General features: G+C 56.9%; 23 protein-coding genes. 9 read left to right on the top strand and 14 right to left on the bottom strand.

The annotated features are described in order from the left end of the window. Position 1: 1 nt before the first annotated feature. From B5D61_RS02925 to B5D61_RS02910, 4 genes are all read right to left on the bottom strand, one after another. The gene (locus B5D61_RS02925) at positions 2-880 is read right to left on the bottom strand and encodes an ABC transporter permease subunit (RefSeq protein WP_078811817.1); all 879 of its coding nucleotides are present in this window, start codon (positions 878-880) and stop codon (positions 2-4) included. 25 nt (positions 881-905) lie between these two features. Further along, the gene (locus B5D61_RS02920; RefSeq protein WP_078811816.1) at positions 906-1,775 is read right to left on the bottom strand and encodes an ABC transporter ATP-binding protein; all 870 of its coding nucleotides are present in this window, start codon (positions 1,773-1,775) and stop codon (positions 906-908) included. A 130-nt stretch (positions 1,776-1,905) separates the two neighbouring features. Then, positions 1,906-2,838 carry a glycosyltransferase family 9 protein gene (locus B5D61_RS02915; RefSeq protein ID WP_078811815.1) on the bottom strand — a complete coding sequence of 311 codons (933 nt, stop codon included), beginning with the start codon at positions 2,836-2,838 and terminating at the stop codon, positions 1,906-1,908. A gap of 6 nt (positions 2,839-2,844) precedes the next feature. After that, positions 2,845-3,435, bottom strand: a complete 591-nt coding sequence (locus B5D61_RS02910) for a hypothetical protein (protein ID WP_078811814.1) — start codon at positions 3,433-3,435, stop codon at positions 2,845-2,847. 279 nt (positions 3,436-3,714) lie between these two features. On the opposite strand from B5D61_RS02910, the gene B5D61_RS02905 reads away from it, so the two are divergent. Then, the gene (locus tag B5D61_RS02905) at positions 3,715-4,233 is read left to right on the top strand and encodes a PH domain-containing protein (protein ID WP_078811813.1); all 519 of its coding nucleotides are present in this window, start codon (positions 3,715-3,717) and stop codon (positions 4,231-4,233) included. A 173-nt stretch (positions 4,234-4,406) separates the two neighbouring features. On the opposite strand, the gene B5D61_RS02900 is transcribed toward B5D61_RS02905, so the two are convergent. Beyond that, positions 4,407-6,527: a hypothetical protein gene (locus tag B5D61_RS02900; RefSeq protein WP_078811812.1), complete on the bottom strand. Its 2,121-nt coding sequence runs from the start codon at positions 6,525-6,527 to the stop codon at positions 4,407-4,409. Between the two features lie 200 nt (positions 6,528-6,727). Continuing rightward, on the bottom strand, positions 6,728-7,330 hold the full coding sequence (locus B5D61_RS02895; protein ID WP_078811811.1) for a type II secretion system protein: 603 nt from the start codon (positions 7,328-7,330) through the stop codon (positions 6,728-6,730). A gap of 12 nt (positions 7,331-7,342) precedes the next feature. On the opposite strand from B5D61_RS02895, the gene B5D61_RS02890 reads away from it, so the two are divergent. After that, positions 7,343-8,473 (top strand): glycosyltransferase family 2 protein, encoded by a 1,131-nt coding sequence (locus tag B5D61_RS02890; RefSeq protein ID WP_176159190.1) that lies wholly within the window; start codon positions 7,343-7,345, stop codon positions 8,471-8,473. A 48-nt stretch (positions 8,474-8,521) separates the two neighbouring features. Then, a complete protein-coding gene (locus B5D61_RS02885) occupies positions 8,522-10,102 on the top strand; it encodes a sodium:solute symporter (protein ID WP_078811809.1) in 1,581 nt (526 codons plus the stop codon). A gap of 86 nt (positions 10,103-10,188) precedes the next feature. On the opposite strand, the gene B5D61_RS02880 is transcribed toward B5D61_RS02885, so the two are convergent. The 3 genes from B5D61_RS02880 to B5D61_RS02870 all read right to left on the bottom strand — a co-directional run bounded on the left by B5D61_RS02880 (position 10,189) and on the right by B5D61_RS02870 (position 12,903). Continuing rightward, complete coding sequence (locus tag B5D61_RS02880; protein WP_078811808.1) at positions 10,189-10,866, bottom strand: bifunctional nuclease family protein; 678 nt, start codon at positions 10,864-10,866, stop codon at positions 10,189-10,191. Positions 10,867-10,948: 82 nt separating this feature from the next. Next, positions 10,949-12,388 carry a DNRLRE domain-containing protein gene (locus B5D61_RS02875; RefSeq protein ID WP_176159189.1) on the bottom strand — a complete coding sequence of 480 codons (1,440 nt, stop codon included), beginning with the start codon at positions 12,386-12,388 and terminating at the stop codon, positions 10,949-10,951. Continuing rightward, positions 12,385-12,903 (bottom strand): sigma-70 family RNA polymerase sigma factor, encoded by a 519-nt coding sequence (locus B5D61_RS02870; RefSeq protein WP_078811806.1) that lies wholly within the window; start codon positions 12,901-12,903, stop codon positions 12,385-12,387. The genes B5D61_RS02875 and B5D61_RS02870 overlap by 4 nt, the downstream gene beginning before the upstream one ends. A 160-nt stretch (positions 12,904-13,063) precedes the next feature. Here B5D61_RS02870 and B5D61_RS02865 point away from each other — a divergent pair, with 160 nt between their 5' ends. Further along, entirely contained in the window at positions 13,064-13,549 is a 486-nt protein-coding gene (locus B5D61_RS02865; protein WP_078811805.1) for an 8-oxo-dGTP diphosphatase, read from the top strand. A 5-nt stretch (positions 13,550-13,554) separates the two neighbouring features. On the opposite strand, the gene B5D61_RS02860 is transcribed toward B5D61_RS02865, so the two are convergent. Beyond that, positions 13,555-13,845: an FmdB family zinc ribbon protein gene (locus B5D61_RS02860; RefSeq protein WP_078811804.1), complete on the bottom strand. Its 291-nt coding sequence runs from the start codon at positions 13,843-13,845 to the stop codon at positions 13,555-13,557. Positions 13,846-14,011: 166 nt separating this feature from the next. Between B5D61_RS02860 and B5D61_RS02855 the strand changes: the two genes are divergently transcribed. From B5D61_RS02855 to B5D61_RS02845, 3 genes are all read left to right on the top strand, one after another. Then, positions 14,012-14,689, top strand: a complete 678-nt coding sequence (locus B5D61_RS02855; RefSeq protein ID WP_078811803.1) for a YceH family protein — start codon at positions 14,012-14,014, stop codon at positions 14,687-14,689. A 66-nt stretch (positions 14,690-14,755) separates the two neighbouring features. Next, positions 14,756-16,288, top strand: coding sequence for an OpgD/OpgG family glucan biosynthesis protein (locus B5D61_RS02850; protein ID WP_078812158.1), 1,533 nt, complete (start codon positions 14,756-14,758; stop codon positions 16,286-16,288). Between the two features lie 86 nt (positions 16,289-16,374). After that, entirely contained in the window at positions 16,375-16,605 is a 231-nt protein-coding gene (locus tag B5D61_RS02845; RefSeq protein ID WP_078811802.1) for a PEP-CTERM sorting domain-containing protein, read from the top strand. Positions 16,606-16,630: 25 nt separating this feature from the next. On the opposite strand, the gene B5D61_RS02840 is transcribed toward B5D61_RS02845, so the two are convergent. Beyond that, positions 16,631-17,401 (bottom strand): DUF3313 family protein, encoded by a 771-nt coding sequence (locus B5D61_RS02840; RefSeq protein WP_176159188.1) that lies wholly within the window; start codon positions 17,399-17,401, stop codon positions 16,631-16,633. Between the two features lie 252 nt (positions 17,402-17,653). On the opposite strand from B5D61_RS02840, the gene B5D61_RS02835 reads away from it, so the two are divergent. Then, entirely contained in the window at positions 17,654-18,676 is a 1,023-nt protein-coding gene (locus B5D61_RS02835; RefSeq protein ID WP_078811800.1) for a hypothetical protein, read from the top strand. A gap of 51 nt (positions 18,677-18,727) precedes the next feature. Further along, positions 18,728-19,384 (top strand): PEP-CTERM sorting domain-containing protein, encoded by a 657-nt coding sequence (locus B5D61_RS02830; RefSeq protein ID WP_078811799.1) that lies wholly within the window; start codon positions 18,728-18,730, stop codon positions 19,382-19,384. 335 nt (positions 19,385-19,719) lie between these two features. Here the strand turns inward: B5D61_RS02830 and B5D61_RS26755 are convergent, their stop codons facing one another. The 3 genes from B5D61_RS26755 to B5D61_RS02810 all read right to left on the bottom strand — a co-directional run bounded on the left by B5D61_RS26755 (position 19,720) and on the right by B5D61_RS02810 (position 24,552). Further along, positions 19,720-21,249 carry an SGNH/GDSL hydrolase family protein gene (locus tag B5D61_RS26755; RefSeq protein WP_245846439.1) on the bottom strand — a complete coding sequence of 510 codons (1,530 nt, stop codon included), beginning with the start codon at positions 21,247-21,249 and terminating at the stop codon, positions 19,720-19,722. 307 nt (positions 21,250-21,556) lie between these two features. Further along, positions 21,557-23,233 (bottom strand): 30S ribosomal protein S1, encoded by a 1,677-nt coding sequence (locus B5D61_RS02815; protein WP_078811798.1) that lies wholly within the window; start codon positions 23,231-23,233, stop codon positions 21,557-21,559. Between the two features lie 326 nt (positions 23,234-23,559). Further along, positions 23,560-24,552, bottom strand: a complete 993-nt coding sequence (locus tag B5D61_RS02810) for an SGNH/GDSL hydrolase family protein (RefSeq protein WP_078811797.1) — start codon at positions 24,550-24,552, stop codon at positions 23,560-23,562. Positions 24,553-24,735 lie beyond the last annotated feature (183 nt).

Here is a 24,735-nt window from a genome sequence, read left to right as displayed (position 1 = left end):
GTCACAGCTCCTTCTCAACAAACAACAGGTGTGACACCACGCAGTAAGCCACCACATACATGGCAGCCGTGCCAAGCATCACTTGGGTAGCTCCCCAAGTCACAAGCTCCCCCTGAATGACATTTTCCACCACGTCAAAGACGGCAAGGTCGGGGGTAAGAATGGCGAGCAAGGCAGAGAAACCTTTCTCGGCCCAGGCACTCATTTTACCATTCAAGAAATACTCCCGCATCATCCCTTGACCATGGCCGATGATAACGATGCAGAATGTAATGACGACGGTGAAAAGAGTGCTGCTGGCAAAGCAGGAAACCATGAGCGCTAGAGCAGAAACGACCGAGGCTTTGAGAAACACGGCAAGCACGCCGAGATGAAGATTCCAGGTCAGGCCCTGCTTAGCCACGATGCTTTCCAATTGAGCGACGTCCTCGGGCCGCTGCGCATTCAGTGACTGAATCATTTGGGCTAACAGTAGCTTTTGTCGCAGCCAGAGGACCGCGCTGAAACCCAGATCCATGAGAATGAGTCCCCCGCCAATGAGAAGCAAGACGCCTAGAAGCTTGCCTAACAAATATTCATGTCTAGGAACAGGCTTCGACAAGATCGTGTAGAGCGTGCGGTCTTCGAGATCGCGAGGTAGCAGTAGGGCGGTCGCGACGATGCCGATCACGATGCTGAACACCTGAAGCGCCCCGAATGAGACGTCTTTCAGCTGTTTGAGCTGCTGCTCAGGATTCAGCACGGGGAAGGCAAAACCGGCTGCTACAACGATGACGCTGAAGACAATGAGAAAGGCCAGGATCTTCATGCGCAGCAACTGAGTGACCGTCGCCGAGGCAAGGGTCCAGATGCGGGCTGGAGAGAAATTCGAGTGAGACATTGGAGTGGGGGGGAGGACGGCTGGATCAGTTCTTGGGGTCTTCCGTAGCTTCTAAGAAGAGGCGCTCCAAGGTCGTGCGTGGGTGGCCCTGATGCAGCAGCTTTGCCCGTTTATCTTGACTGATGAGACGATTGATCTCGGTGAGCAGTTCAGGGCTGGCATCTTCAAGAACCAACTCCGTGTGGTTTTCGACAGCAATCAGTTCATCCACACGGCCCTCACGCATCATCTGGCCGTGTGCCATGATGCCGACGCGGTCGCAGACTTCCTGCATCTGTTCCAGCAGGTGACTGGTGACGAGCACCGTGATGCCCTGTTCTTTGAATCCGAGAATGAGATCACGAATCTTCCGTGAGCCTGCCGGGTCCACCCCGGCTGTGGGCTCATCCAGAACGATCAAGCGCGGACGATGCAACAGCGCTTGTGCCAGACCAAGGCGCTGGAGCATGCCTTTGGAGTAACCTGCAACGCGGCGATCCGACGCATCTTCTAAGCCGGTGAGGGCCAGCATTTCTCGGGCACGATCTTGCAGATCCTTACCGCTCATGCTGCAAAGGCGCCCATAAAAATGCAGTGTTTCGAGACCGTTGAGATGTTTGTAGAAATAAGGGTTCTCCGGTAAGAAACCCACTTCACGGCGGCTGGCCACTTCGGTGCTGGATTTCCCAAACACGGTGGTCTTGCCGCGAGTGGGAGACAGAAGGCCTAGGATAGCCTTCATCGTGGTGGATTTGCCAGAGCCATTGGGCCCAATCAGGCCATACACCTCGCCAGGCTGCACCTGCAAGGAGAGCTCGCGCACGGCGATAAACGCTTTTTTTCCCAGCCCAGCTTTGAAGACCTTGGTCAGGTTCTCCACAGTTACGGCAGGGGTTGGAGGGGGTGGTTGGGACATTCGGGGAGGGGCAGAACTTTATGACGGAAAGAAGTGGGCACTGTCAATCCCGCATACCTGAGGAAAAGGAATCTAGGTGCCCCTTTATCAGCTTTGGATGGTAAAACCATCCAGATGCTCATTTCTTGTTTCAGAGGGGCATCGCTGGCAGCACCTTGGTCACGAGTGCCTCAGTCACCTTCTCAGGGAGAAGCAGTTCCCAAACCCCTCCCTCGGCTTGCACGACGGTCACCTGAGCCTGAGGTGGAGCCCAGGTGGCTGGATCGGTAGGCCCGAAGAGGAGAAAACTAGGCACTCCACAAGCCGAAGCGAGATGGGAAATGCCGCTGTCATGGCCGAGGAAAAGACGGCAGGTACAAAGCCGTGCGGCGAGTTCTGGTAAAGGCAGACTGTGCCAACGCTCCGCCTCTTCAAAGCCTGCGGTGAGGCCGCGTTCCTGCTCGGCCTCCCCGGTGATCAGCACGAGTTCAGTCTCCGGCATGACCTCCCGAAGCGTCTTGGTCACCTGTAGCCAATGCTCGACGGGCCAGGTTTTCTTCACCGAACCACTGCCGAGGTGGAGCGCGATGCGGGGTTTCTTGCTCAGAGGTTCACCGAATTGGAAAAGCGGGCTGCGCCAATCGGGCTCAGGTTCCAGAAACATGGCCAGCTTCTCCAGCGGTCGTGCGAGTTGTTCAGCGGCATGACCTTGGCCAGGCAAGACTTGATGCGGGCATTCGAGATAGGTTTTCACGCCGACCGCTTCCATTTGCCCTTTCAAAATACCATCGGGATCAAAGAGGTAACTGACCACCAGGTTGAAGCTGCGCAGGTAATCCACCAATGCTGGATCCAGGGCAGCCCCTTTGGCAAAGAGTAGAGCCATACTGCGGTGCTCCAAGCTGCGCGTGGCATCGGCCAGACCCGCCGTTACGGCCAGATCCATGATCCCCGGATACCCTAGCACTTCCAGGTGACAGCCGGGAATGTTCTGCCGGATCAGCCGGATGGCAGGCAGCGTGAGGACGAAGTCCCCAATGGCTCCCCCACGGATAACGAGGACACGCGGTGGCTGCCCTTTCATGGGAGATCAGTAAGTCGTGATCGCCAGGATCAGCATCAGAGCCCCGTAGGCCACCCCTGACCACACCGCCAAGCTCCAGCGCACAGGTTTGGCCAAGACCCAGTCGATCCAATCCCGCATCAGATAAGGCATGCCGACAAAGAACATGCCGACGATGATCCACACATAGGCCAGCAGTGGTAGCAGCAGGCGAGTCACCTGCGGCTGTAGGAAAGCCGCCGCCAACACCGGCCCAGCCGCCAGCAGCATCAGGCTACCCAGCGCGCGCACGGCCAGGAATTCCTTGACCTGAGTCAGCACCAGCACAAAGCCGATGGGCACAGCCATGAGAAACCACTTCCGCAAAAAGAAGAACTCCCCCATGTCCATGTTAAACAGGCACATCATTCCCCACAGGAAACCCACACTCAGCAGTGCTACCCCCCAGCCGTAGTGGCGGGGAAAGGCCTTCAAAAAAGCGCGGGCTTGATCCGCCTTCAGCCAAGCCCAGAGATGACTGCCCAGCAGGGCGAGACCCAGCACGACGCCCGTAGGCTTCAGCGGGATGCCCCCGGTGGGCTCCAGATGATAGAGGTAATTGTGCAGGTCAGTGAGCATGTCAGGGCCGCCACCGTGTCGCGTCTCCGCGCCGAATCAATCACTTCGTCTCAGAGACTGTGTTTCTGGGATGTTCTTTGTCCCTGCGGCTGGGTTGGGCGACTGGGCCGAGACTCGAATTGAGACCACAGAGGCTTTGAAAGCACTCGGGCGGAGCCATGTTTCTGCAAATGCTAAAAATCCTATCTGATCTCGTTACAATAAAACCCTCGAAAGAGACTTGGCGCGAAGATCGCTCCAGGATTATTCTGGCCACGCACGTTCCCAAACTTAAAACTTATGTCCACGCCTGCTCCCTTAAATTCACCGGCTGAGACCACTCTCTGGAAAGGACACACTTCCCAGTGGGTCCATTTTTGGTATTACCTCTTCTGTCTGATTTTGGCTACAGCGGCCATCGGAGGCATTCCTTTTACTGCCGGTCTGTCCGCGATTGGCTTGGTGGTGCCTTTTTTCATGTGGATCATCCGCTGGTGGATGACCAAGTGCACCTCCTATGAACTGACAACACAGCGTTTGAGAATCAGCACTGGCATCCTGAATAAGCATTTGGATGAGTTGGAGCTTTTTCGTGTCAAAGATTATTCCATGACCCAGCCGCTCTTCCTGCGTCTCATGGGGCTTGGGAATCTTACCATGATTACCTCAGATGCCTCCACGCCAACGGTGGAGATGAAAGCGATCGCGGGAGTCGAAGACGTGCGTGAAAAGCTGCGCAATGTCGTTCAGGCAGAACGGGACCGCAAACGTGTTCGCGCGATGGATCTCGAAGATAGCGATGGTGGTCCGATCCATTGATCGATTTTAGGGTCAGAGCAGCACGAGAAAAGGAGCCTCCTCACGTCTAGTTTCCTGAGCATCCGCCAGTAGACTTCTCATCGATAAGCCATAACAAAAGGCTCTCTCTGGATGGCCAGAGAAAGCCTGAATTGCGGTTTTGGAGACGATCGCCAATTTAGAGTCTCAATTCACTATGGCAGTGCAATCCTGAATTTTCCGAAGCCTTTTTCGGGGCCAGTCCCTTTTTCGGGCGGCAGGATATAGTGGCCGACAACGCTATCCCCGACGATCATTCCCGAATAGGTGGCCACACGTGTGGCATCGTTTTGAAGCTTGAAGGAGCCAGTGACGAGGCTTTTCTTGGCATCAACCTTTCCTGTGAATGCCGCACCATCAGTCACCGAAATGCCATTTTTGTTCGAGATGAAAATCTCTTGGCTTTCTTCAATGATGACTTCATCTCCGAACCAAGTTGCGACAACTCCGATTGGGGATATGTCAGAGCCCAAATTGAGGATACGCTCACCAGCGCCTGGAGCGATGTAGCGACTACCATTGGTGGGGAGGGAGGCCCAAATGCCATCAGGTAGTTGCTTGTCAGAGAACAGTGGAGGTCTGGACCAGTAGGCATTGCCTATGTTCAGTGAGTTGCTGTCCAGAGTGGACTGTGAACTTTGGAAAGCCCCGGATTTGTAGAGATGTGTAAAGAACGGCAACTGGCCTGCTGCCCCGACCAAACCAGAGGCGGTGAAAGCAGTCCCATCCGCCAAACGTCCGGCGACAGTATTGATGCCTTTGTTTGCAATGATCATGGAGAAGTAGCCGTAACCCAGAGAGGTTTCTTCGGGTTGACCGATCTGCACATTGAATTGGCCTAACAAGGTGTTGTCGGCTGGTATCTTGTTGGTCGTGGAGTACGGTGCACGGAAAGCAATGCCCGAGAAGGAATAGTCACCGAAGTTATCCGTCACATCGATCACCAATTGAACGTCTTCGACGCTTTCGCCGTCAGCGTAAGCACTCACATAAAGCTCACTGCTTTTGCCTTTGTCGATGTAGGCATGGAAATGAGGCCCATGCCAGATTCCAGTGAGGGATTTTGTGAGGCCGCCTTCGAGGCTCAACTTGCCTGACACTGAACCTGTCGAAGTGACCGTAAAACTGATGTAGCCGCCGCCTCCTCCCGCTTCAGGATCCATCAAGCCCACCCATTGCCCCACATTTACATCAGACACTTGTTCGATGACTTTTACGGGCACGGAGGCGTAGTTGCTAGATTGGTCATAAGCATCAATTTCAAATTCATTGACTCCTTCAACCACAGGCAGGGTGGCTTCCCACTCTACCTCTGCGGGCCCCCACCAATCTGGAGGTCCATCTTCAGGCTCTATCCCCTTGATGATGTTGATATCGTCAATAACTTCGTAAACGTATTCTTCTGCATTCGGATTGAAATAATAGAGCGTCGGAACGCCATAGGCATCAGTCACTTTGCCTTTAAGCGTAACCATACCGTTCTTGGCGACGAAGCCACCTTTGGGGGGCAGTAGCGTAATCTTCGGCGGAGCTGTATCCAATACGACGGAGAGGCTCGCTGATGAAAGTTCGAATTCCATCGCAGATTCTCCTTTTCCAACGGTCTTGATAACCGTTTTTGTGGTGCCAGAAACGTAGCCATCCAGACCGTCACTGTAGTAGTTGCTGGATTCCACAGGCCCGAAATTAATCATAATGGCTGCCTTGCCTCGGACGGTCTCCGAAGTGCCTGGTTCAACGCCCAGAACATTGGACAAATAAATGTTGCTCTCAGTTGATGGGAACACGCTAGTTACCGTCAGTTTTGTCGCAGTCCAAGATAGCTTGATGCTGGCATAAGCTGCAGAAGGCTCCCCCGTTTCGTCATCATAGCCGAGAGGAATAATGGCACGACGCTTAGGGAGATTCGTATCGATGTTGGGATCCATCTCCAAAGTTCCTTCGTAAAGGGCCTCCCCCACGTTAAACGAAAAGGCAGTTTCGCTCGTAATTGTGGATAAATCCAACCCTTCAATCTCGAATGTCTCCTCGTTTTCTTGGCCGAGGGCCATGGAGAAAGAGACGGTGGTGGTTCCTTTCGATGCTTGCTCCGTGTAAGTATCACGGGTTTCAGAATCCTTGTATGAATAAACGTAATCCGTATATGATTCCTTTGCGGAGAACGACAACAGTTTACCAGGGTAAGGCAGTGAGGCAGCTTGGAGGTTGGATAACCCCAAGACGGCCACAGCAAAGAGCGCTGCACGCTTTTGAATAACGGTCGAGATGGATAACATGAGGGGAGCGGGATGATGAGCGGGGCTGAGGCCTCAACTCAGTAGAGACTTTACCGGGTCTAAGAGTCTCCCGTTACAAAAAAATCACGAAAAAGATTAGTTGCACGACGAGGCGCTAGCTATTCCCGCTTGCCGACCAGAGTTTGAGGCTTGTTTACCCTGTTGTTAGTGGCGAACTCGGCCCCATCCAGAAAAACGTTTTAATGGGCTTTGGCGTCATAGACAGGCTGGCTGTCGTGCCAAGAGAGATATTTAAGAGCGCCATCAATTTCTTCTTCACTCATTTGGCTGATGCGGAAAATCCGGCCTTGAAAGATGCCGGATGATGCAGCCTTCCCCTCCATGAGATTCTCGATCGTGGTCCGCATATTTCCAGGCTCCACGACAGGGGCACCCACTGCAACGGCCCCCATGCACAGGCTGACCACTTCTTGAGCATTCCGCTGATCGCGCACTCGCGTCATGCTTTCACGATGTGCGCCACCGAGAAAGGCAATGACCACCGCTGACATGACACCAACGATGGCGATGACGATGAGCATCTCCACCAAACTGAACGCTTGGCTCCACATGGACGGTAAAGAAGCCTGATGACGAGGGGAAACGATCACGGAGCAGGGTGTTATAATAATTATAACCCATGCCCGATGGGAAGCAACTTTATTGTCCTCATTGCGCTGGCTCGTCAGACGAAACGAAAATTTGACAGGAAGAATGCCTAAAATCGCGCCTTTGTTTGTGAAACGAATCTTTTGAAGCGGACTTTTAGACAATTTGCTGGCGAAAACGAAGGTGCTCGCCATCCAATGCCTGTAATGGATCTGACCTTTGTCTTCCCCTGCCTCAATGAATGCCGCACGATCGCTCTGTGTATCAACGCCGTGAACGACTCTCTGCGGGCTGATCCGGCGCTGAAGTATGAGATCGTCGTTGCGGACAATGGCAGCACGGATGGATCCCGGGAAATCGCGGCAGGGCTCGGCGCTCGTGTCGTGCCTGTCGCTCAGCGAGGATACGGCGCTGCATTGCGGGGCGGAATCGAAGCGGCTGAGGGCAAATACGTCATGTTTGCGGATGCGGACGGCACCTACTGCTACGAGCACGCGCTGGATCTTTATAAGACCACGTCTATCGCGGATGTGGATATGGGTATCGCCTCCAGGATGAAAGGGAAGATCGAAGACGGTGCCATGCCCACGCTGCACCGCATCCTGGGCACGCCCGTGCTGACCACGCTGATCAATCTGCTTTTCAAGGGGCGCCTGAGTGACTGTAACTCCGGGTTCCGCTGTCTGAAAAAAACGTCTTATCTAAAATGGGACATCCGCGCTAGCGGCATGGAGTTTGCCTCGGAGTTGTTGATCAAAGCGCTAAAGCACAGAGCCAGCACGGTTGAGATCCCTTCGGGCCTGCGTCCAGCGCCGGTTGATCGTGTGCCACACCTGCGCACTTGGCGGGATGGCATGCGGCACCTGCTGTTCATTCTCTCTGAGCGTCCCCGGTTGTTTGAGTTGAAGGGGCTCACGCTGATTCTTCTGGCCTCAATCCTGCAAGCTGTGGCCGGGTTCACCGGACCGATCAATCTGGGCGGGTTTAACATTTTCAACATCCACAGCCAAGTGCTGCTGATGCTGGCTGCACTCTTGGGCACGCAGATTTATATGCTGTCTGCCGCCATGTTTTTACAAAAGACGGAGAAACCGCGAGCGATCACCCGCCGCCTCATTGAGATGGATGAAGGCGGTCTCTTCTTTTTGCTGTCAAGCCTGATGACCGCGATTGGTGCGGTGATCCTTTGGTTGTTTGCGAAGTGGACATTGGCTGGCTTCGGTGGGCTGAATGAGATCGGGCCCCTGGTCATTTGGCTGCACTTCCTAGCTGTACCCGCCATGATCGCCTTCGGTCTTTTGGGAGTTCACATCTTGCGTAAAGGCTTCCAGGGATAAGTTGACAATTCACTTGGCGACCTCGGGCATTACCTGCGAGATTGCGGGATGCCTTACCTCATCGACGCCATCGTCATCGTAGCCTACTTCGGCCTCATCATTGGCATTGGCCTGTCTCAGCGGAGTAAGAGCGGTAGCGTTGAGGGATTTACACTTGGGGATCGTCAGATCGCTTGGTGGGCAGTGTTGGCGTCGATCCTCGCGGCGGAGATCAGTGCCGCCACCTTTTTAGGTGCACCGGAGGCTGGATACAGCCGGCAAAACTGGAGCTATGCGCAGTTTGCCATCGGCACTGTGATGGCGCGCATCATCGTTAGCTTCTTGTTCATCCCGGTCTTCTACAAGCACGGTGTGATCTCGCTCTACGAGTTTCTCGAGACCCGTTTCGGCCCGGTGACGCGTAAGTTCGCTTCCATCACGTTTATGTTTACTCGGGTGCTGGCCATGGGGACACGGTTGTATGTTTCCGCCATCATTCTCGTCCTTGCGGTGGCGCTGTGGCAGGGGGGAGCCGTGGATGCTCAAACCAAGTTTTGGCTGTATGCCGGTGCTGTGGTGGTGGTCACACTCTTGACCGCACTCTACACCAGCGTGGGCGGTATCCGCGCTGTGATCTGGACGGATTTCATCCAGGTCGGTGTGCTCGTTGCTTCCTTAGGCTTCACCATTCCCTACCTGCTCATGAAAATTCCAGGGGGTTGGGAAACGGTGGGCGAGGTGATCAAAAATCCTGTGTTCTTTGACTTTGCAAAACCCGCCGAAGCCGGCGCTTGGGCGTGGTTTAAAAACGTCTTCACCAGCGAATACACCATTTGGGCCGCCATCATCGGCAGTACTTTTGTCACGATGAGCACGCATGGGATCGACCAGGATACAGTGCAGCGGATGCTTACGGCGAAGAACCGCCGCCAGAGCGCCTTTGCCACCATTCTGTCAGGCATCGTGGATCTTCCGATTGTCTCGGCCTTCATCCTCATTGGCGTGCTTTTGAAGGCGTATTACATGGCCCATCCGAGTGCAGAATTACCTGCTGAAAGCCGGGAGGTCTTCCCCTTCTTCATCATGCATGAAATGCCCGCAGGAATGCGCGGCCTCGTCACCGCTGGTATTCTCGCTACGGCCATGGGTTCCCTGAGCACAGCGCTAAATGCTTTGGCCACCAGCCTGTCTCGCGACTTCATCCTGCCTCGCCTTGGCGAGGATGCGCCTGAAGCGAAAAAGATCTCTGTGTTACGCTGGAGCACAGTCTTCTTTGCCATTCTCATCATCGGAGTCGGTGTCTGGACCGCTTGGTTCATGGCCCACAATCCGAAGGTCGAGATCCTACCCTTGGTGTTAGGCATCCTTGGGTTTACCTTTGGATCTTTGTTGGGAGTCTTCCTCCTGGCGGTGCTCACTCGCACACGAGGCAGCGATGCTGGGAACATCATTGCCATGACCTGTGGTATTCTGGCTGTGCTTTTCCTGAGCAATGTGCTCGGGGTTCAAAAGGCCTTGGGCATGAAGACACCGTTCGTCTTGTCGTTTCCTTGGCGCATTACCTTGGGCACCTTCGTGACCGTGGCCATCGCGATTCTTTTCCCGACACCGCTGGTGAAGCAACATCACCGCTATCTGGCAGAGAAGTAGGCACTGGATTGGAGGCACGTTAGTCGGAGGAGGCAGACCTAAAGAAGTGCGTTGGCAGGCCTTGAGGCGGCTTGCGGTTCGCCGCCTCACTTCTTTTTCCACTCTTCGCCTTCGTCGTCGTCATCGTTGCCGTAGCCGTCGTCATAGCCGTCGTCGTCATCCTCCCCCTCGTCGTCTTCCAGTTCTAAATCTTCGAGGTCGTCTAAGTCGATATCGTCAGGATCGAGATCCTCCGTATCCTCATCGTCTTCTTCATCCGCGCCCTCCTCTTCCTCATCCTCTTCGTCCTCGGAGAGGTCGGCGCCCGCGGACGTGCCTTCCAGACCCTGTTTTTCGATCTCGTGAAGGGTGTGAGTCACATCCTCCACGCTATCCCACACCGATTTGGCCACGAAGAGTGGTGCGCCCTGCTGCACAGCCATGGCGATGCTGTCGCTCGGGCGGGCATCCAGCTCGATGAGTTTCCGCTGATGCAATTCATTCGAGGCAGAAAGAATCATGCGGGCATGGAAGACACTGCCTTCCACATGATTGATAATCACGCGTTCCACTTTGGCCCCGAAGGCGAGCAAGACACTCGCCAATAGATCATGCGTTAGCGGACGATCTTTGGCGATCCCTCGCATGAACATCGAGATGGCGGTGCCCACGGACTCATCCACATAAATCACAAAGGTCTTGTCGGCGTTCCCCAGAAACACGGCGAAGCTTCCCTCCAAGGGCAGGACAGCGCGCACTTGGATCTCGATGACATCACGATTCATGTGGGAATTTAAACTCGGGGCCTCAATAAAGGCAACCGTTGCGCAGTGAATTCCCGACCTTTCTTGCAGGAGCGGAAGCCCCTCAATCTTCTAAGCGCACTTTCAGCATGGGAGGCGTATTACGGGTATTTTCCTTGCTGGCAAAGGCATGGGCGAGGCCGTTTCGGGCCGTTTCATCGGTCTCACGGATAATGATGAAGGTCGCCAAACCGTTGGTGTCAGACCGCAGAAAATCTGCCACGGCTGGGCCTTTAACGGTGAACCCACCACGGGTGGTGCCCTGGGGCACGGTGAATTGGCCCAACTTCAGAGCTTGTCCTTCGACGACTCCGGTTCGGTGCTCAGAGGCCATGCTGTGAGCGGGGGCATGCGACCAATGCAGCTCTTTTTCATCCCAGCTATCTTGGGTTTCATCCGTGAGGCCATAGACGCTGAACACGGCGTCAGGCACGAGAGAGGCAAAGCCGAGATCACTGGGCTCCACGTGCAGGGTGAACTCAGCCTCTGCGATGTGCTTGTCGGCAAAGCGTGTGAGATCGAAAGCCACATAGGCTTTGCGATCCAGATTCATGTCATGCGTGGTGTGTTTGATGCGCAGGTAGGATTCACGCCCTGTGACGTCTTGCTTGAGGTTGGATTGAATCCACGAATCCTTGCCACGGCCAAAAGCGGTGGTGAGGATCTGCCAGCCGTCACCCAAGTCGTTAATCGGGCTAGGCAGCCAGCGGCCGGGTTCGGGTTGGGAGTCCGTTACGTTGGCGTCGGGATTGGCGGCGCTCTGGATGAAGCCACCGTAGTCCACGCGTTGGCCCGCGCGCAGTTCTTTGCGGCCTTTCACTCCGGCGTGCTCCACCTCCACAAGGCCCTCGATCACATGCACGAGGCATTTGCCATCCTCTCCGGCACTGACCCCGAAGCGTGTGCCATAGTCCACCACGGTGGTTTCATCCGTGTGAATGGTGAAGCCCTTGGCTTGAGGCGGCACTTCAGCCACCACGGTGCCTTTTTTCACGCGGCACTCCATGGCCGAGACTACCTCCAGGGTGACGGGGGCCTCGAGGGCCACCTCCGCTCCACTGGCGAATTTCAAGGTGGCAATCCCGTCCAGCAATTCGAGCATTCCAGGCTGTAAGCTGGATCCCTCCAGCGTGGGCAGAGCACTGTTACCCCACTTGCAAGCACTGGCTTTCGTGAGTGTGGCTGCGGGGGCGGGCTCACGGCTCAGAAGCCAAACGGCTCCGGCGGAGACGATGGCTGCGGCTAGGGGCAGCACCACCTGGGCCACACGCGAGGCCCAAGAGCGGGAAGGGGAAGTGGATCCAGCGGCGGGGGAGACCGGGGCTTCCTCCAGACTACCGCTCCGTAGCTCCGCCTCGAGAAGGGCGGCTTCAGCCAGGAGGTTACGCACCTCAGCATTGTTCTTCAGTGCGTCGTTAAGCCGGGCTTGTTCATCAGTCGTCAGAGCATGATCGCGGGCACGCTCCCACAGCTCCAGCCAGTGCCAGGTTTCGTCAGTTTTCATGAATGAGTCTCCATCTGTTTTTGCACGCATTGCATCAGAGTCATGCGCACACGGCTGAGTGCGCGATAGACGGCCGCCTCCGTGCGCTCGACACGCTCAGCGATCTGATCAATCTCTAGGTCATCAAAGTAACGTAAGTGCACCAGTTGGCGGTGCTCCGTGGGTAGGCGCGTCAAACAAGCGCGCAGGGCCTCCTGCCGAGCACTGCCCTCCTCCGCCAATTCAGAAATGGCGTGTCCGAGTGCTTCCAGCGCCTCCTCATCCAGGGGTAAATGCTCGCGCTTCTTCTGCCGGCGATGCGTGAGGATTTGGTGAAAAGCGGTTTTCCTGGCCCAGGCAATGAAGTTGGTGCCCAGGGTGAAATCATCGAAATGCTTCCACAGCAGCAGCTTCGTCTGCTGGAGGATGTCTTCCGCTTCGCTGTCACGCGGCACGAGGCCATGGACATAGAGCGAGAGAGATCGCTCATGCGCGGTCAACAGCTCTAAAAAGGTCGTGGTCTTATCGGCAGACATTGGTTCTCTCAGGAAGATAGGCCGAGAGAGCGGAGATTTGGACAGGAAAACTAACGACGAAGAGAAAGAAGGGCGGGCGGAGCGACCCCGAGCTTGTTTTCATGCCATGCGGCTTCCGGGGTGGCATTCTTTCTGCGTCGTGCCATGATCGCCGTCCCTTATGACCCCTGACTGGAATCACTGGCAGCCCTCTGTTCGCGCGACACTCATGTTCATCGTGGACGAGGGGCGAGACCAAGTGCTGCTGATCCGGAAGAAGCGCGGCCTGGGTGCAGGGAAAATCAATGGCCCTGGGGGGAAGCAGGACCCCGGAGAAACCTCCGAAGAATGTGCCGTCCGGGAGACTCAGGAGGAGTTGGGGGTGACCGCGATGAATCCCGTTCATCATGGCGAGCTTTGGTTCCAGTTTGTCGATGGGCTGGCTCTGCATGTGGATGTTTACCGCGCCACGCAGTGGACGGGTGAGGCGGTGGAAACCGACGAGGCTGTGCCGCTATGGACGCCGCTGTCTGCCTTGCCTTTCGAGGAAATGTGGTCCGATGATCAGCTCTGGCTGGCAGGAGTGCTGATTGAACAAAAGCACTTCGTCGGCAGATTTCTCTTCGACGACGACACCATGCTCAGCCACCAGGTGGACTGGAGCTAGACTCCCTAACTGCCGCTGGGTTTGGGACTGGCGGGGGGTGAGGTAGTGCTGCTGCCACTGCTAGAGGATGAAGAGGCGGCGTCACTCTTCGCAGCAGCTTTATAGGAGTCACTGCGATAGTCGGTGATGTAGAAACCGCTGCCTTTGAAGATCAGGCCGGAGCCGAGGCCGATCTTACGCTTCACGGGACCAGGGCAGGACTCGACGGGGCAATCGGTGAGATGCGGGTCCTTCATGGACTGACGAGCTTCGAACTGATGACCGCAGGTCTGGCATTCGTAGTCGTAGGTGGGCATGGCTATTCTCCTTGGGGATCGAGTTTCGGGGGGACTGTGAAAACGTTTGGGGGCGGATGTATGCGGGATACGTCGCTCCCGTGCAAAGGGAAATTCACATTCGAGGATTTGCTCCGCTTACGGGGCTCAGTCTTGCGGATAAGAAATTGTCGGATAGTTTGTAGTCATGGAAGACCCCCAACCCTCTTCTCCAACTCTCACGGCTACGGAAGCGCGCATCCTTGGTTGCCTGATCGAGAAGGAAATCACTCTCCCCGATTATTATCCTCTGACTCTGAACGCCTTGGTTTCTGCCTGTAACCAATCGACGAATCGAGAGCCGGTGATGAACCTGGATGAAGGCACGGTGCAGCGTGCTTTGGAGAACATGAAGACCCGTGGCTGGGTCTTTCAGGTCACCGTTGTAGGAGCACGCGTGCAGAAGTTTCGGCACAATGTGAAAGGCAAACTGCCACGGCTAGAGAAGCCAAGCATTGCCTTGCTGGCAGTGCTGTTGCTACGTGGGGCTCAGACGCTGGGGGAACTCCGCCAGCGCACGGAGCGTCTGCAGACCTTCCCGGATCTGGAGAGCGTGGAGGCCGAGTTGAATAACCTTATCGCTTATCCCGAAGGCCCGGTCGCAGCCTGTCTCCCCGCAGGGCCTGGCCGTCGTGTGGCGCTGTATGCCCAGCTTCTCACCGGAGATCCAGTAGGTCTGGCCCCACAGGAGGAGATCGTCTCGGCGACGGTGGCGCAGCCTGTGAGCCAGGAGGATCAGGAGTGGAAGCGACGCATGGAGATGGAGATCGAGCTATTAAAGGCCCAGCTCTCACGTTTGAAAACGAAGCTCGGAATTGAGGCTTGAGCGTCGTGTCTGGGTGTTGACTGTCAGATGCGTAAGGGCATGCTTGCGGTGCTCTTACGTTTCTCTATGACTGCCCCCCGCTCCCTTGGGTCTTGGATTCTGTCTTTATCCGCTGCTGCCTCCCTGGCCGCTCATGCTGCTGATCTTCCCCTGACGGAGGTGACGGACTATGAGTCGTTGCAGAAACTGGCGGCTCAATTGGCCCAGCAGCCATACGAGGCTCCCTCTCAGCAGCTCGATCCGTTCTTTGAAGGACTGAAGTATGACGGCCATCGCAAGATCCGTTTCCGGGAGGAGAAATCGGTGTATTCAGACTTGGGGGATACTTACAAAGTCCAGTTCTTCCATCCTGGCTGGATGTTTAAAAAGCCGGTCGTTTTTTACAATGTGGATGGCGTCACCACCACACCGATCGCCTTTGATCAAGGGCTCTTTGATTACGATGATTTGAAACTGCCTGAGAACCTGAAGAAGCCCGAAGGTTATGCCGGTTTCCGCGTCCTGGCCCCGCATGCCTTCATGGGCAAGCGTTTCGAGTTCATGGTCTTCATGGGGGCCAGCTACTATCGGGCGGTGACCACGGAGTTGGGTTACGGCATCAGTGCTCGTGGCGTGGCGGTGAACACCATCGGCGGGAAACCGGAGGAGTTTCCAGACTTCACCCACTTTTGGTTCAAGCAGCCGAAGGCCGGTGAAAAATACTTTACTGTGCTGGCCCTGCTCAATGGTCCCAGCATCACGGGAGCGTATCAATTCGATGCCAGCCCAGGCAAGACCACGGACATGATCGTGAAAGCCACGCTGTTTCTACGTAAACCCGTGGAGATGCTCGGCATCGCCCCATTCTCCAGCATGTTCTGGTTTGGTGAAAACAGCCATCCGAAGCCCTATGACTTCCGCCCGGAGGTGCATGACAGTGATGGTCTCCAGATCGAGATCGAGAACGGCCCCTCCATCTGGCGTCCGCTGGATGTCAGCCGAGATCTCCGCCTGAGCGTCTTCGATGTCGATAAACTCAAGGGCTTTGGTCTGGGCGAGCGCGATCGTGACTTTGCCAATTTCCAGGACCTCGAGGCCATGTATCACCGCCGCCCCAGCGTGTGGGTGGAGCCGATCAAAGGTTTCTCCAAGGGCTCCGTCGTCCTCGTGGAGCTCTCCACCGGCGAGGAGACCTGGGATAACATTGTCGCCATGTGGCGGCCCAGCGAGCTGCCGAAGAGCCCGACCGAGCCGATCAGCTTCGAATACCGCCTCGCCTGGCAGGATGAGCAACTCCCTGGCCTGCTCTGCAAGGTTATCTCCACCCGCCGTGGTTTTGTGATGAAGGCGGACGATCACGAGTACGTCATCGACTTTACCAAGGGAGGCCTGAATCTGAAGAAACCCCAGGACTGGGTGCCAGATGTGGACGTGGTGGTTAACGGCGATCCGGCGAAGGTGCTGGATAAGCGTGTGATGTTTAACCGCGAGACGGGTGGCTGGCGCGCCTTTTTCAAACTGGACGTGCCTGACAGCACCAATCTCCTGGAGCTGATGTGTGAGATGAAGGATGGCGACCGTATCATTTCCGAGCGCTGGATGTATCAGTGGCGCCGCTGAGAAACGTAATCCGTTGAAGAAGATGGATTTGTCTTGCCCTGTCTTCTTAAATTTGATTTCTTAATCAAGAGGTTCCCCCCGACGGTATGCGCACGATTCTTTATTGGCTGGCGACGACAGCATTTGCTGTGGCGATGGCGCATTCCTCTGGGCAGTCAGCGGCGGGTGAGGCGGCAGATCTTCTCTGGGCACCCTCGGGTGCTGCGGATGTTCTGCCTGTGCCCGAGCCTTCCCGGGCGGTGCTTTTGGGAGTCGGCATCATGGCCATCGCCTTCACTTACCGGAAAGCGTGGCTGAATTTGAAACGCAAAGGCTAACTAATCCCATCCGCTAGGTCCGGCCTCACCACAGCCAGAGCGTGAAGGCAGCGCTGTCCTTCACCCGCTCGCCCGGTTTGGTGCGCGTCACCTCCTCAAACTGGGTCGCCCAGCCACGGATGATCTTCCGGGCGGCGCTGTAGGCATTGTAATCGTGCACGGACAGGATCAGGGCGGATTGATTCTGCTCGGCATCGGCAAATTCGTAGAGGCTCTGCTTCTGCGCCGGATCGGTCACGCGACCCTCCATGGCGATATTCCCCTTCAATTGGCGGCCCACCAGGGATTCCGCGCCGGGCACGGCGATCAGGTTGATGGCCCTTCTTGTGATCCCGGCTACGATCGAGTTGGGGTTGAACTCCACAATGGCCATCTCCAGCGTCAGCGCGTCCTTCTCCGGTTCGTCCACGATCTCGTAATGCGCGTTTGGCGAGTTTTTAAAGGCGAGGGCAAACTGCTCCCGCATATACACCGCCAGTTTCTGGGCCTCCTTCTGCCGGGATTTCTCCCTCACCTCCACGCGGGAAAGCGGCTGGGTCATCGGTCTCAGGTAGTCCAGGGAGACCGGGGCGATGTAGAGCTTTTTCTTCGCCTCCGCCTTGGCCCAGACCTCGCGCGAGTCATTCCGCCACACACGCAGGAAGGGGTCATACTTGGCCTTGGTCTTCTGCAGCTTGGGTCCGTTGGCGAGGAAGGCGGAGGGCTCGGCAGCACCGGCTTTCGCCAGTCTCTGCATGGAACTGCAAGAACTGCATCCCAGGAGGATGAGCATCGGCAGCAGCAGCCGGACGATCATGGTCGAGGAAAAAAACATCACGCGGTCAGACAGTGAATACGAATCTGTGCCAGGGAAAGCGGGTATTTGTTTCAACTCGGCGACAGTTTGCAGCCCACCCCTGGCCTCTACCGCGTGCTTTTTTGATCCTACAGAACGGGTTTTTAGGCCCCCGACCAGCCCTAATGAAAGTCCACGAGACCCCGAGATCTGGCTCGAGATCGTCACGCTAAATCAATAACGCAGGCTGAGATTTCACGCTATCCCCCTGGCATGTTTGAGATGCCCCCGATGAAACCCCAAGCCGCCTTGCCCTGGCTGGCCGCTGCCGTTTTAGCCCTCACTTCTGCCTCAGCTCAGGAGGCCAAGACGGAGCCTTCCGGCTTCCAGACCCTGACGGTGAAAGGCGGAAACTACAGCCTGATCGGGATCAACTTTCTGCGTCCCGTGCTCGCCTCGGGATCGCTGGAATCCGCCACCGCCACGAGCGTGACGGATGCTCAGGGAGACTTCCAGACCGCGCTGCCCCCCGGCACCCGGCTGTGGTTGGAGTTGGTGGATGGGGTGAATCAAGGCTGCTGGTCCATCATCACCCCCATCGGTGCCACCACCCTGGACACCGTGAGCGACCTCTCCGCCTATGTGACGGCAGGCGTGCGCTACGAAATCCGCGCTGCCACCACCCTGGCGGACATCTTTGGCCTCAACAACGAGGCGGGACTGAAAACGGGAAACTCCCAGACGGCGGACATGGTGTGGGTGCCCAAGGAAAACGGCGGCTTTGACAAGCTCTACTACGCCGCTGCCAGCCCTCCCTTCCTCACCGCCGGTTGGCGCATGATCGGGGCCGGGAACGCGGATATGGCGAAGACCCCCATCTATCACGTGGAGGGCATCATCATTGAGCGCCGCGCCCCAGGCGACCTGCGGCTGACGGTCTCCGGCGTGGTGAAGACGACCGTCAGCGTCATCCCCATCACCAGCGGATTCAACTACCTGGAGCGCAGCTACCCTCTGGGAGCCACCCTGGGGAACTCGGGCCTGGCCACCTCTCTCCAGTCCGGCACCCCGACCACAGCGGATGTCATCTGGCTCACCAATGCCTCCGGCGGCTATGACAAATACTACTACGCCGTGGCCCAGCCCCCCAGCATCACTGCCGGGTGGCGCGCCATTGGAGCAGGGAATGCCGACCAAGCCGGAGTGGCCCTGACACCGGGGTTCATCATCGAGCGCAAAGCCGCCGCCTCCAACATCAAGCTGGCCCCAGACAGCAGCCTCTACGGGGATCTTTAATTCCCTGCCTCCCCGTCTGCCTTTTCCAACCCTGTCTCGCACCAACCCCCCATGCGTTTCTCCCTCTGCACCCTCGGCATCGCTGCCCTGATGACCCTGCTGCCCGTCGTCAGCCCGGCCGCTTCGGTCTTGATCACCAACGTCACCCACGACGGCTCCACCAATGCCATCGTCTCCAGCACCGGCACGGCTTTGCAAAACGTCTATGTCGGCGTGGGTTACTTCTCCGGCCTCAGCGATACCCAACTCCAGAACCTGGACGCCATCGCCTTTGATCTGGTGACCTCCGGCGGTGCCTTCGAGGCTCTGGATGAAGCCAGCGCCTGGTGGGCCTTTGGCGCCGGAGCTCTGGAAGGCAATGCCCAGGCCCCCATCCTGGAAGGTAGCGACTTCATCGGCGAGTCTATCTACTCCATCATCGGCAATGCCGCCACGCTGGCCGACTCCACCGAGCTGCTTATCTTTAAGCACAGCGGCCTCTTTCAAGAGGACTCCCCCTTCTTCAACGCCTCCGCCATCATCGACCTCAGCAGTGGCAATGCCACCCTCCTGTGGGGCAGTTCCACCGCTCACTCCGGCAACTACTTTGGCGAAGGAATCCAGGCCGCCTACAGCACCGCCGGGGCCTCCAGCATGGTGCCTGAGCCCTCACGTCTGCTCTTTCTCCTGATCAGTTCCCTGGGCCTGCTGCTTCGCCGCCGCCGCTAGGTGGACTGAGAATACCTTCTTCTTCAAAACCAAAGGGTTTGTGGAACTGAGCCCAGGGTTCTCTGAACCCTGGGATATTCCAAGAACGAACGTTCGGATCTGAGACGAACCCCAACGGGGTTCCGTCCACGATAGAGGAGGTGCCCTGTCTTTTTGGTCTTTCCGGGATGGACGGAAGCCTTTCAGGCTTCGCCTCTGCTGGGGATGTCTTTCGTCCCACGATCCGGGGTTGAGCCAACCCCGGGCTGAATGACACAAGCCCGTTGGGCTTAAATCCACACTACTAACAAGTCGAGGGAACTGAAGGGGAGGCTGGTAGGCCCCAGAGCTCCCGTTTACTCAGGCAACAAGGTTTTTAACGCCTCGGCCCAAATGCCATAGCCCTTTTGGTTAGGGTGCAGGGCATCCGGCATGATCTCCTTGGAGATGGAGCCATCCTTTTCAAGCCAGTTGTCTGTGATGTCCAGGAAGGTGACGTAGGGCTGGCTGCCGAGAGGGGCGATGCGCTGATTGATATCGCGCAAAATGGCCCGACGAGGTTCCGCTGCTGTTTTACCGCGCGGGAAGATGGCCATGAGAATAATCTTGGCCTGCGGGCATTTCAGATGCGCTTGCGCGACGATCTCGCTGATGCCTGCGGCAATCTCTTCGGGCGTGTTATCGCGGGCATTCACGGTTTTCGCCAGGTTGTTGGTGCCGATGTGGATCACGATGGCCTTCGGGTTTAAGCCATCCAACTCGCCTAACTGAATCCGCTTTAAGACATTTTGAGTGCGATCCCAGCCAAAACCCAGGTTGAGGGCGCGGCGCTGACCGAACAAGGTTTGCCATGTCTCTGTACCGCGATTGCCGATCTTCCCGCCCTCCGGCAGGCCGCCCCAGAAATGGGTGATGGAGTCGCCAATGAGGACGACTTCCGGATTGACCTCGTTTTTGATCTTCATGATCTCAGCATGACGGGCCTCCCAGTCATAGCCGTCCTTTTCCAGCTTCCCCATGGGGATGAGCGCGGTGTTGATGCCGGGCAGCGTAGGAATGATTTTGCGGATGGTTCCGGCGACCTGTTCGCCCAGGCGATCATAACCGTCATTGCTGAAATGCACATCGTTCGGGTTCTGATACTTGGCGAGATCAGGCTCAATCCAGGTGTAGAGATCATTGATCTCAATGCCGTGCTTTTGCATCACTTTCGCGGCGATTTCGTTGCGGGCGATCAGGTCCGCATTCGTGGCGTCCTTCATGCCGCCTTCGGCCACCGGGGTGGTGCTCGCCCAGATCACACGCGCCCCCGTCGCCTTGAGCTGCGTGGCGATCTGATCCAGCCGCGATTCGTAATCCGGCAGCGGTGTCTTCCGGTCATGAATGCCGAAGTTGAAATGGATGATGTCCCACTTGCCCTCGCCCAGCCAGACGGGGAGTTTCTTGAGGCCGTTGGCGGTTGGGCCACAGTTCTCGGGCGCACGGTGGAGGTTGGCGACACCGGCCAATTCTTTCCGCACGGCGAGGGTGTAACCCCGGGAGATGGAATCGCCAATCAGCAGCACTCGTGGCAGCTTGGGATCAGCCTTCACATAATCCCAAGCGGTGACCCGGCCAGCGAGCTTGTCCTTCTGGTAAAGCGGCAGGTAAAAGCCCATGCCGAGGTTTTGCTCCAGCACGGTTTCCCAGGCTTGCTGCTCTGGTGACAGGGTGGCTTTCCAAGCGGCGAACTTCTCATTCAGCGCTTTTTGTTCGGCGACCTTTTGGGCTTCCGCAGCTTTCTTCTGGGCCTCGGCTTCTTTGGCATTGGTGGGCTCACCGGCGAAGACGGGAAGGGCGAGATGCAGCAACAAACAAGCTGCGAGGGGGAAGATGGAAAGGCGCATGGTTGGGAAAGACAGAACGGTAGAGAAGCAGCCTTTCATCGAGAAGCGTAGCTCGATTTTCCAAAATCGAGGGCTTGGAAGAGCTTCAGCAGGTGGGGCTGTGGCTCCCATGTGTGACCCATGTTCTGAGCCTCGGCTGTTATCGATGTTCTGAAATAATGCCGCGAATCATGTCGCTAGCCCGTTCCCCATCTCGATTTTGGAAAATCGAGCTACGCGTGGATCTTTCGCCTCGCGCCTCCAACAAAAAAAGAGGGACGTCTTGCGACGTCCCTCCGTGAGGTTTTGAAGTTGTGACCGAGGCGGATTATTGACCGCCTGGACGCCAGTCTTCGGTAGCAAACTTGAAGGCCTGCTCCAGACCGACGAGGTCGGTGCTTGGGCGGAGGGCTTCGAAAGCTTGGCTTTCCTTCTGGATCTCGGCGTCGCTGTAGTTCATGGCCTTGATGGAGAGGCCAACGCGGCGCTCCACTTTGTCCACTTTGATCACGCGGGCTTCCACTTCGTCGCCGACGTTCAGCACGTCTTTGACCTTGGCCACGTGGTCTTCGCTCAGCTGGGAGATGTGCACCAGACCGTCGATATCGCCTTCGAGTTCCACGAAAGCACCGAAGGAAGCGATCTTGGCGACCTTGCCCTTGACGACGTCACCCACCTTGAAGCGGTTGTCGATTTCGGACCATGGATCGGTCTCAAGCTGCTTCATGCCCAGGCTGATGCGCTGGTTGGCTTTGTCGATACCGAGCACGGTGGCTTCCACTTCCTGGCCCTTCTTGAGCATTTCGGAAGGATGGTTGACCTTGCGTGTCCAGGAGAGGTCGGACACGTGGATCATGCCATCGATACCCTCTTCCAGTTCCACAAAGGCACCGTAAGCGGTGAGGTTGCGGACCGGGCGGGTAAGCACGGTGCCGATCGGGTAACGGACGTCGATATCGTCCCATGGGTTGGCGTCGAGCTGACGCACGCCCAGGCTGATCTTGCGCTCTTCCTTGTTGATGCCAAGGACGACGGCTTCGATTTCCTGACCGACCTGCAGCACGTCGGATGGACGGGCGATGCGCTTGGTCCAGGAGAGCTCGGACACGTGGACGAGACCTTCCACGCCTTCTTCCACTTCGCAGAAAGCACCGTAGGCGACCAGCTTGGTGACCTTGCCCTTGACGGTCTGGCCGACAGGATAGCGGGCTTCGATGTTTTCCCAAGGGTTGTTCTGGAGCTGCTTGAGGCCCAGGGAGACGCGCTCTTTCTCGCGGTTCACTTCCAGGATCACGACGTCCAGGCGCTGACCGATACCCACCATTTCGGTAGGATGGTTCAGGCGGCCCCACGACATGTCGGTGATGTGAAGCAGGCCGTCCATACCGTTGAGGTCCACGAACACACCGAAGTCGGTGATGTTCTTGACCACGCCGACGACTTTGTCGCCAGGGTTGACGGAGTCGAGGAACTTCTGACGCTGCTCGGCGCGCTCAGCCTCGATGACTTCGCGGCGGGAAAGGACGATGTTTTTGCGGTCGTCGTTGATCTTGACGATCTTGAATTCGAACACCTTGCCGACGTATTCGTTGAGATCCTTCGGCGGGATGATGTCGATCTGGCTGCCTGGGAGGAAGGCTTCCACGCCGACGTTGACCATAAGGCCACCTTTGACGACGGACTTGACCTTGCCTTTGACGAGGCCGCCATCGCGGAACACGGAGGCGATTTTTTCCCAGTTCTGTTTGTAGGCGGCTTTCTCCTTGGAGAGAACGACCATGCCTTCGTCGTTTTCCAGTTTCTCGAGGAGGACTTCGACCTCATCGCCGACCTGGATGTCTTCATCTTCAAACTCGCTGGCAGGGATAGCGCCTTCGGACTTGTAGCCAATGTCCACCAGGACGACCTGCGGTTTGATTTCGAGGATCCGGCCTTTAACGATGGATCCTTCGGAGAGTTCACGGAAGGATCCTGCGATCATCTCCGCGAGTGTGCTTGCGCTCATGTATGTGTGTTTGGGTTGGGAGTGCTGGCAATGATAACCGCGCACAGCCTTCCACTCCTGAGGGCTATCGCGGGCTGATGTCCCGCATAACCTGAGGGCTACCGGACAAAAGGGCCGCCATTGTCGGGCGTCAGCGCCTTTTCGCAAGGGGAAAAACAGGGGGGCGGCGGGAGGTGATTCCTGGGCGGGGGTTTTCTAGATTAAGTCCCACCGGCCGCCACTCAAACAGTCGTTTATCTGGCCTCCCTCCAGGAGGCGAGTCAATCCGCTCAACGAATCGCGCCACTATTCGCTCATGCGCGCCAACTAAACAGCTCGATATCAACTCAAAGAGTCTTTTTCGAAGCTAGCAGCCCCGCTTTGATCTCCTGAATCTTCGCGTCCGCCTGATCGATCAGCGGGTCGAACATGGGGATTTCCTTGGCGTTTTGGCCCTGCTCATGTTTGCGGAAGCCGAAGAGGTAGGTTTCATTCTGCGGGCGCCAGCGGTTGAAGAAGAGTTCGTCTTTTTTGAGCACTTCACGCTGGAGGGGGGCGAGCTCAGCGGATGCGATGGCAGGCGTCTTCAATCCCAGGCCCTCGACCAGCTTGGCGCTGAGTTTTTCATAACCGGCACGGGTGTAATGGACGCCGTTTTCGGTTAGAGGCTTGGCAGTTTGCCCTGGTTTAGGGATGCCGCCCATGAGCTCGAACCAATCGACAAAGAAGGCGTTCTGAGAACCGGCGAACTTCCGCAGGGCATCGCGGAAGCTGGAGAGGTCCTTGTTGGCATCGGTCTGGTCGGGCATCGGGGGAGCCAGATTTTCCAGCGGTGGTGGGGAGGCGATGATGACGCGCACGCCGGGGGATTGCTTGCGGATGAGGCTGATTAGATTGCGGTAACCGGTCAGGAAACGAGGCAGATCCTGCAGCCCCTCGAAGGCCATTTCCGATCCGTAGCATAGTAGCACCACGGTGGGCTTCAGCAGTTCCAGATGCTTGGAGAGACGCTCCAGACCTTCCTCAGGCGGGCCAAAGTAGGACCGGGCATGACCATACACGGTGTCGCCGCTCCAGGCCAAGTTACGCACAGTGACCTTGGTTTCTCCCAAAGCCAGAGCCAAGCGAGGCTCGAAGGTGGCGTAGTGCTGCTCACGCTCGATGACCGTATTCCCCAACAGGACAAGGCGATCTCCCTCTTTGAATTCAAAGGTCTTTTTCTGCGGCGGCACAGAGGCAGACACAGGCGCGGGTGAAGGGGCGGCCGTCTCCTGAGCAATGGCGGCCACTCCACTCAGGGAGCAGGTCAGGGCGAGGGCAAAAAAGGCGGTCCGGTTCATGCAGGGCGTTATTGGAGATGATGCACCAACGAATGTCCAGAGAGGAAATCAGAAGTGATGCAGCCACTCTTGGCTGCACGTTTAGGAATTCTGCTGCCAGCCACATTTCCGCATAGCTAGGTAGAGTCGTCATCTGCGCCAGCCAAAGACAGCACTGGCAGAGACGCAAGGCTGTGCAGGACC

This window comes from Prosthecobacter debontii (assembly GCF_900167535.1).
GTDB lineage: Bacteria > Verrucomicrobiota > Verrucomicrobiia > Verrucomicrobiales > Verrucomicrobiaceae > Prosthecobacter > Prosthecobacter debontii.
Note: the sequence above shows the minus strand (reverse complement) of the source record. Positions and strands in the feature narration are given on the sequence as shown.

What these genes read in the sequence shown, in the direction of transcription:
- B5D61_RS02845 (WP_078811802.1), top strand. Translation starts at nt 16,375, where the DNA reads ATGCGCACGATTCTTTATTGGCTGGCGACGACAGCATTTGCTGTGGCG.
- B5D61_RS02870 (WP_078811806.1), bottom strand. Translation starts at nt 12,903, where the DNA reads ATGTCTGCCGATAAGACCACGACCTTTTTAGAGCTGTTGACCGCGCAT.
- B5D61_RS02895 (WP_078811811.1), bottom strand. Translation starts at nt 7,330, where the DNA reads ATGGCGAGCACCTTCGTTTTCGCCAGCAAATTGTCTAAAAGTCCGCTT.
- B5D61_RS02880 (WP_078811808.1), bottom strand. Translation starts at nt 10,866, where the DNA reads ATGAATCGTGATGTCATCGAGATCCAAGTGCGCGCTGTCCTGCCCTTG.
- B5D61_RS02910 (WP_078811814.1), bottom strand. Translation starts at nt 3,435, where the DNA reads ATGCTCACTGACCTGCACAATTACCTCTATCATCTGGAGCCCACCGGG.
- B5D61_RS02855 (WP_078811803.1), top strand. Translation starts at nt 14,012, where the DNA reads ATGGAAGACCCCCAACCCTCTTCTCCAACTCTCACGGCTACGGAAGCG.
- B5D61_RS26755 (WP_245846439.1), bottom strand. Translation starts at nt 21,249, where the DNA reads ATGCGCCTTTCCATCTTCCCCCTCGCAGCTTGTTTGTTGCTGCATCTC.
- B5D61_RS02915 (WP_078811815.1), bottom strand. Translation starts at nt 2,838, where the DNA reads ATGAAAGGGCAGCCACCGCGTGTCCTCGTTATCCGTGGGGGAGCCATT.
- B5D61_RS02865 (WP_078811805.1), top strand. Translation starts at nt 13,064, where the DNA reads ATGACCCCTGACTGGAATCACTGGCAGCCCTCTGTTCGCGCGACACTC.
- B5D61_RS02850 (WP_078812158.1), top strand. Translation starts at nt 14,756, where the DNA reads ATGACTGCCCCCCGCTCCCTTGGGTCTTGGATTCTGTCTTTATCCGCT.
- B5D61_RS02925 (WP_078811817.1), bottom strand. Translation starts at nt 880, where the DNA reads ATGTCTCACTCGAATTTCTCTCCAGCCCGCATCTGGACCCTTGCCTCG.
- B5D61_RS02835 (WP_078811800.1), top strand. Translation starts at nt 17,654, where the DNA reads ATGTTTGAGATGCCCCCGATGAAACCCCAAGCCGCCTTGCCCTGGCTG.
- B5D61_RS02830 (WP_078811799.1), top strand. Translation starts at nt 18,728, where the DNA reads ATGCGTTTCTCCCTCTGCACCCTCGGCATCGCTGCCCTGATGACCCTG.
- B5D61_RS02920 (WP_078811816.1), bottom strand. Translation starts at nt 1,775, where the DNA reads ATGTCCCAACCACCCCCTCCAACCCCTGCCGTAACTGTGGAGAACCTG.
- B5D61_RS02860 (WP_078811804.1), bottom strand. Translation starts at nt 13,845, where the DNA reads ATGCCCACCTACGACTACGAATGCCAGACCTGCGGTCATCAGTTCGAA.
- B5D61_RS02885 (WP_078811809.1), top strand. Translation starts at nt 8,522, where the DNA reads ATGCCTTACCTCATCGACGCCATCGTCATCGTAGCCTACTTCGGCCTC.
- B5D61_RS02900 (WP_078811812.1), bottom strand. Translation starts at nt 6,527, where the DNA reads ATGTTATCCATCTCGACCGTTATTCAAAAGCGTGCAGCGCTCTTTGCT.
- B5D61_RS02840 (WP_176159188.1), bottom strand. Translation starts at nt 17,401, where the DNA reads ATGATCGTCCGGCTGCTGCTGCCGATGCTCATCCTCCTGGGATGCAGT.
- B5D61_RS02875 (WP_176159189.1), bottom strand. Translation starts at nt 12,388, where the DNA reads ATGAAAACTGACGAAACCTGGCACTGGCTGGAGCTGTGGGAGCGTGCC.
- B5D61_RS02810 (WP_078811797.1), bottom strand. Translation starts at nt 24,552, where the DNA reads ATGAACCGGACCGCCTTTTTTGCCCTCGCCCTGACCTGCTCCCTGAGT.
- B5D61_RS02815 (WP_078811798.1), bottom strand. Translation starts at nt 23,233, where the DNA reads ATGAGCGCAAGCACACTCGCGGAGATGATCGCAGGATCCTTCCGTGAA.
- B5D61_RS02890 (WP_176159190.1), top strand. Translation starts at nt 7,343, where the DNA reads ATGGATCTGACCTTTGTCTTCCCCTGCCTCAATGAATGCCGCACGATC.
- B5D61_RS02905 (WP_078811813.1), top strand. Translation starts at nt 3,715, where the DNA reads ATGTCCACGCCTGCTCCCTTAAATTCACCGGCTGAGACCACTCTCTGG.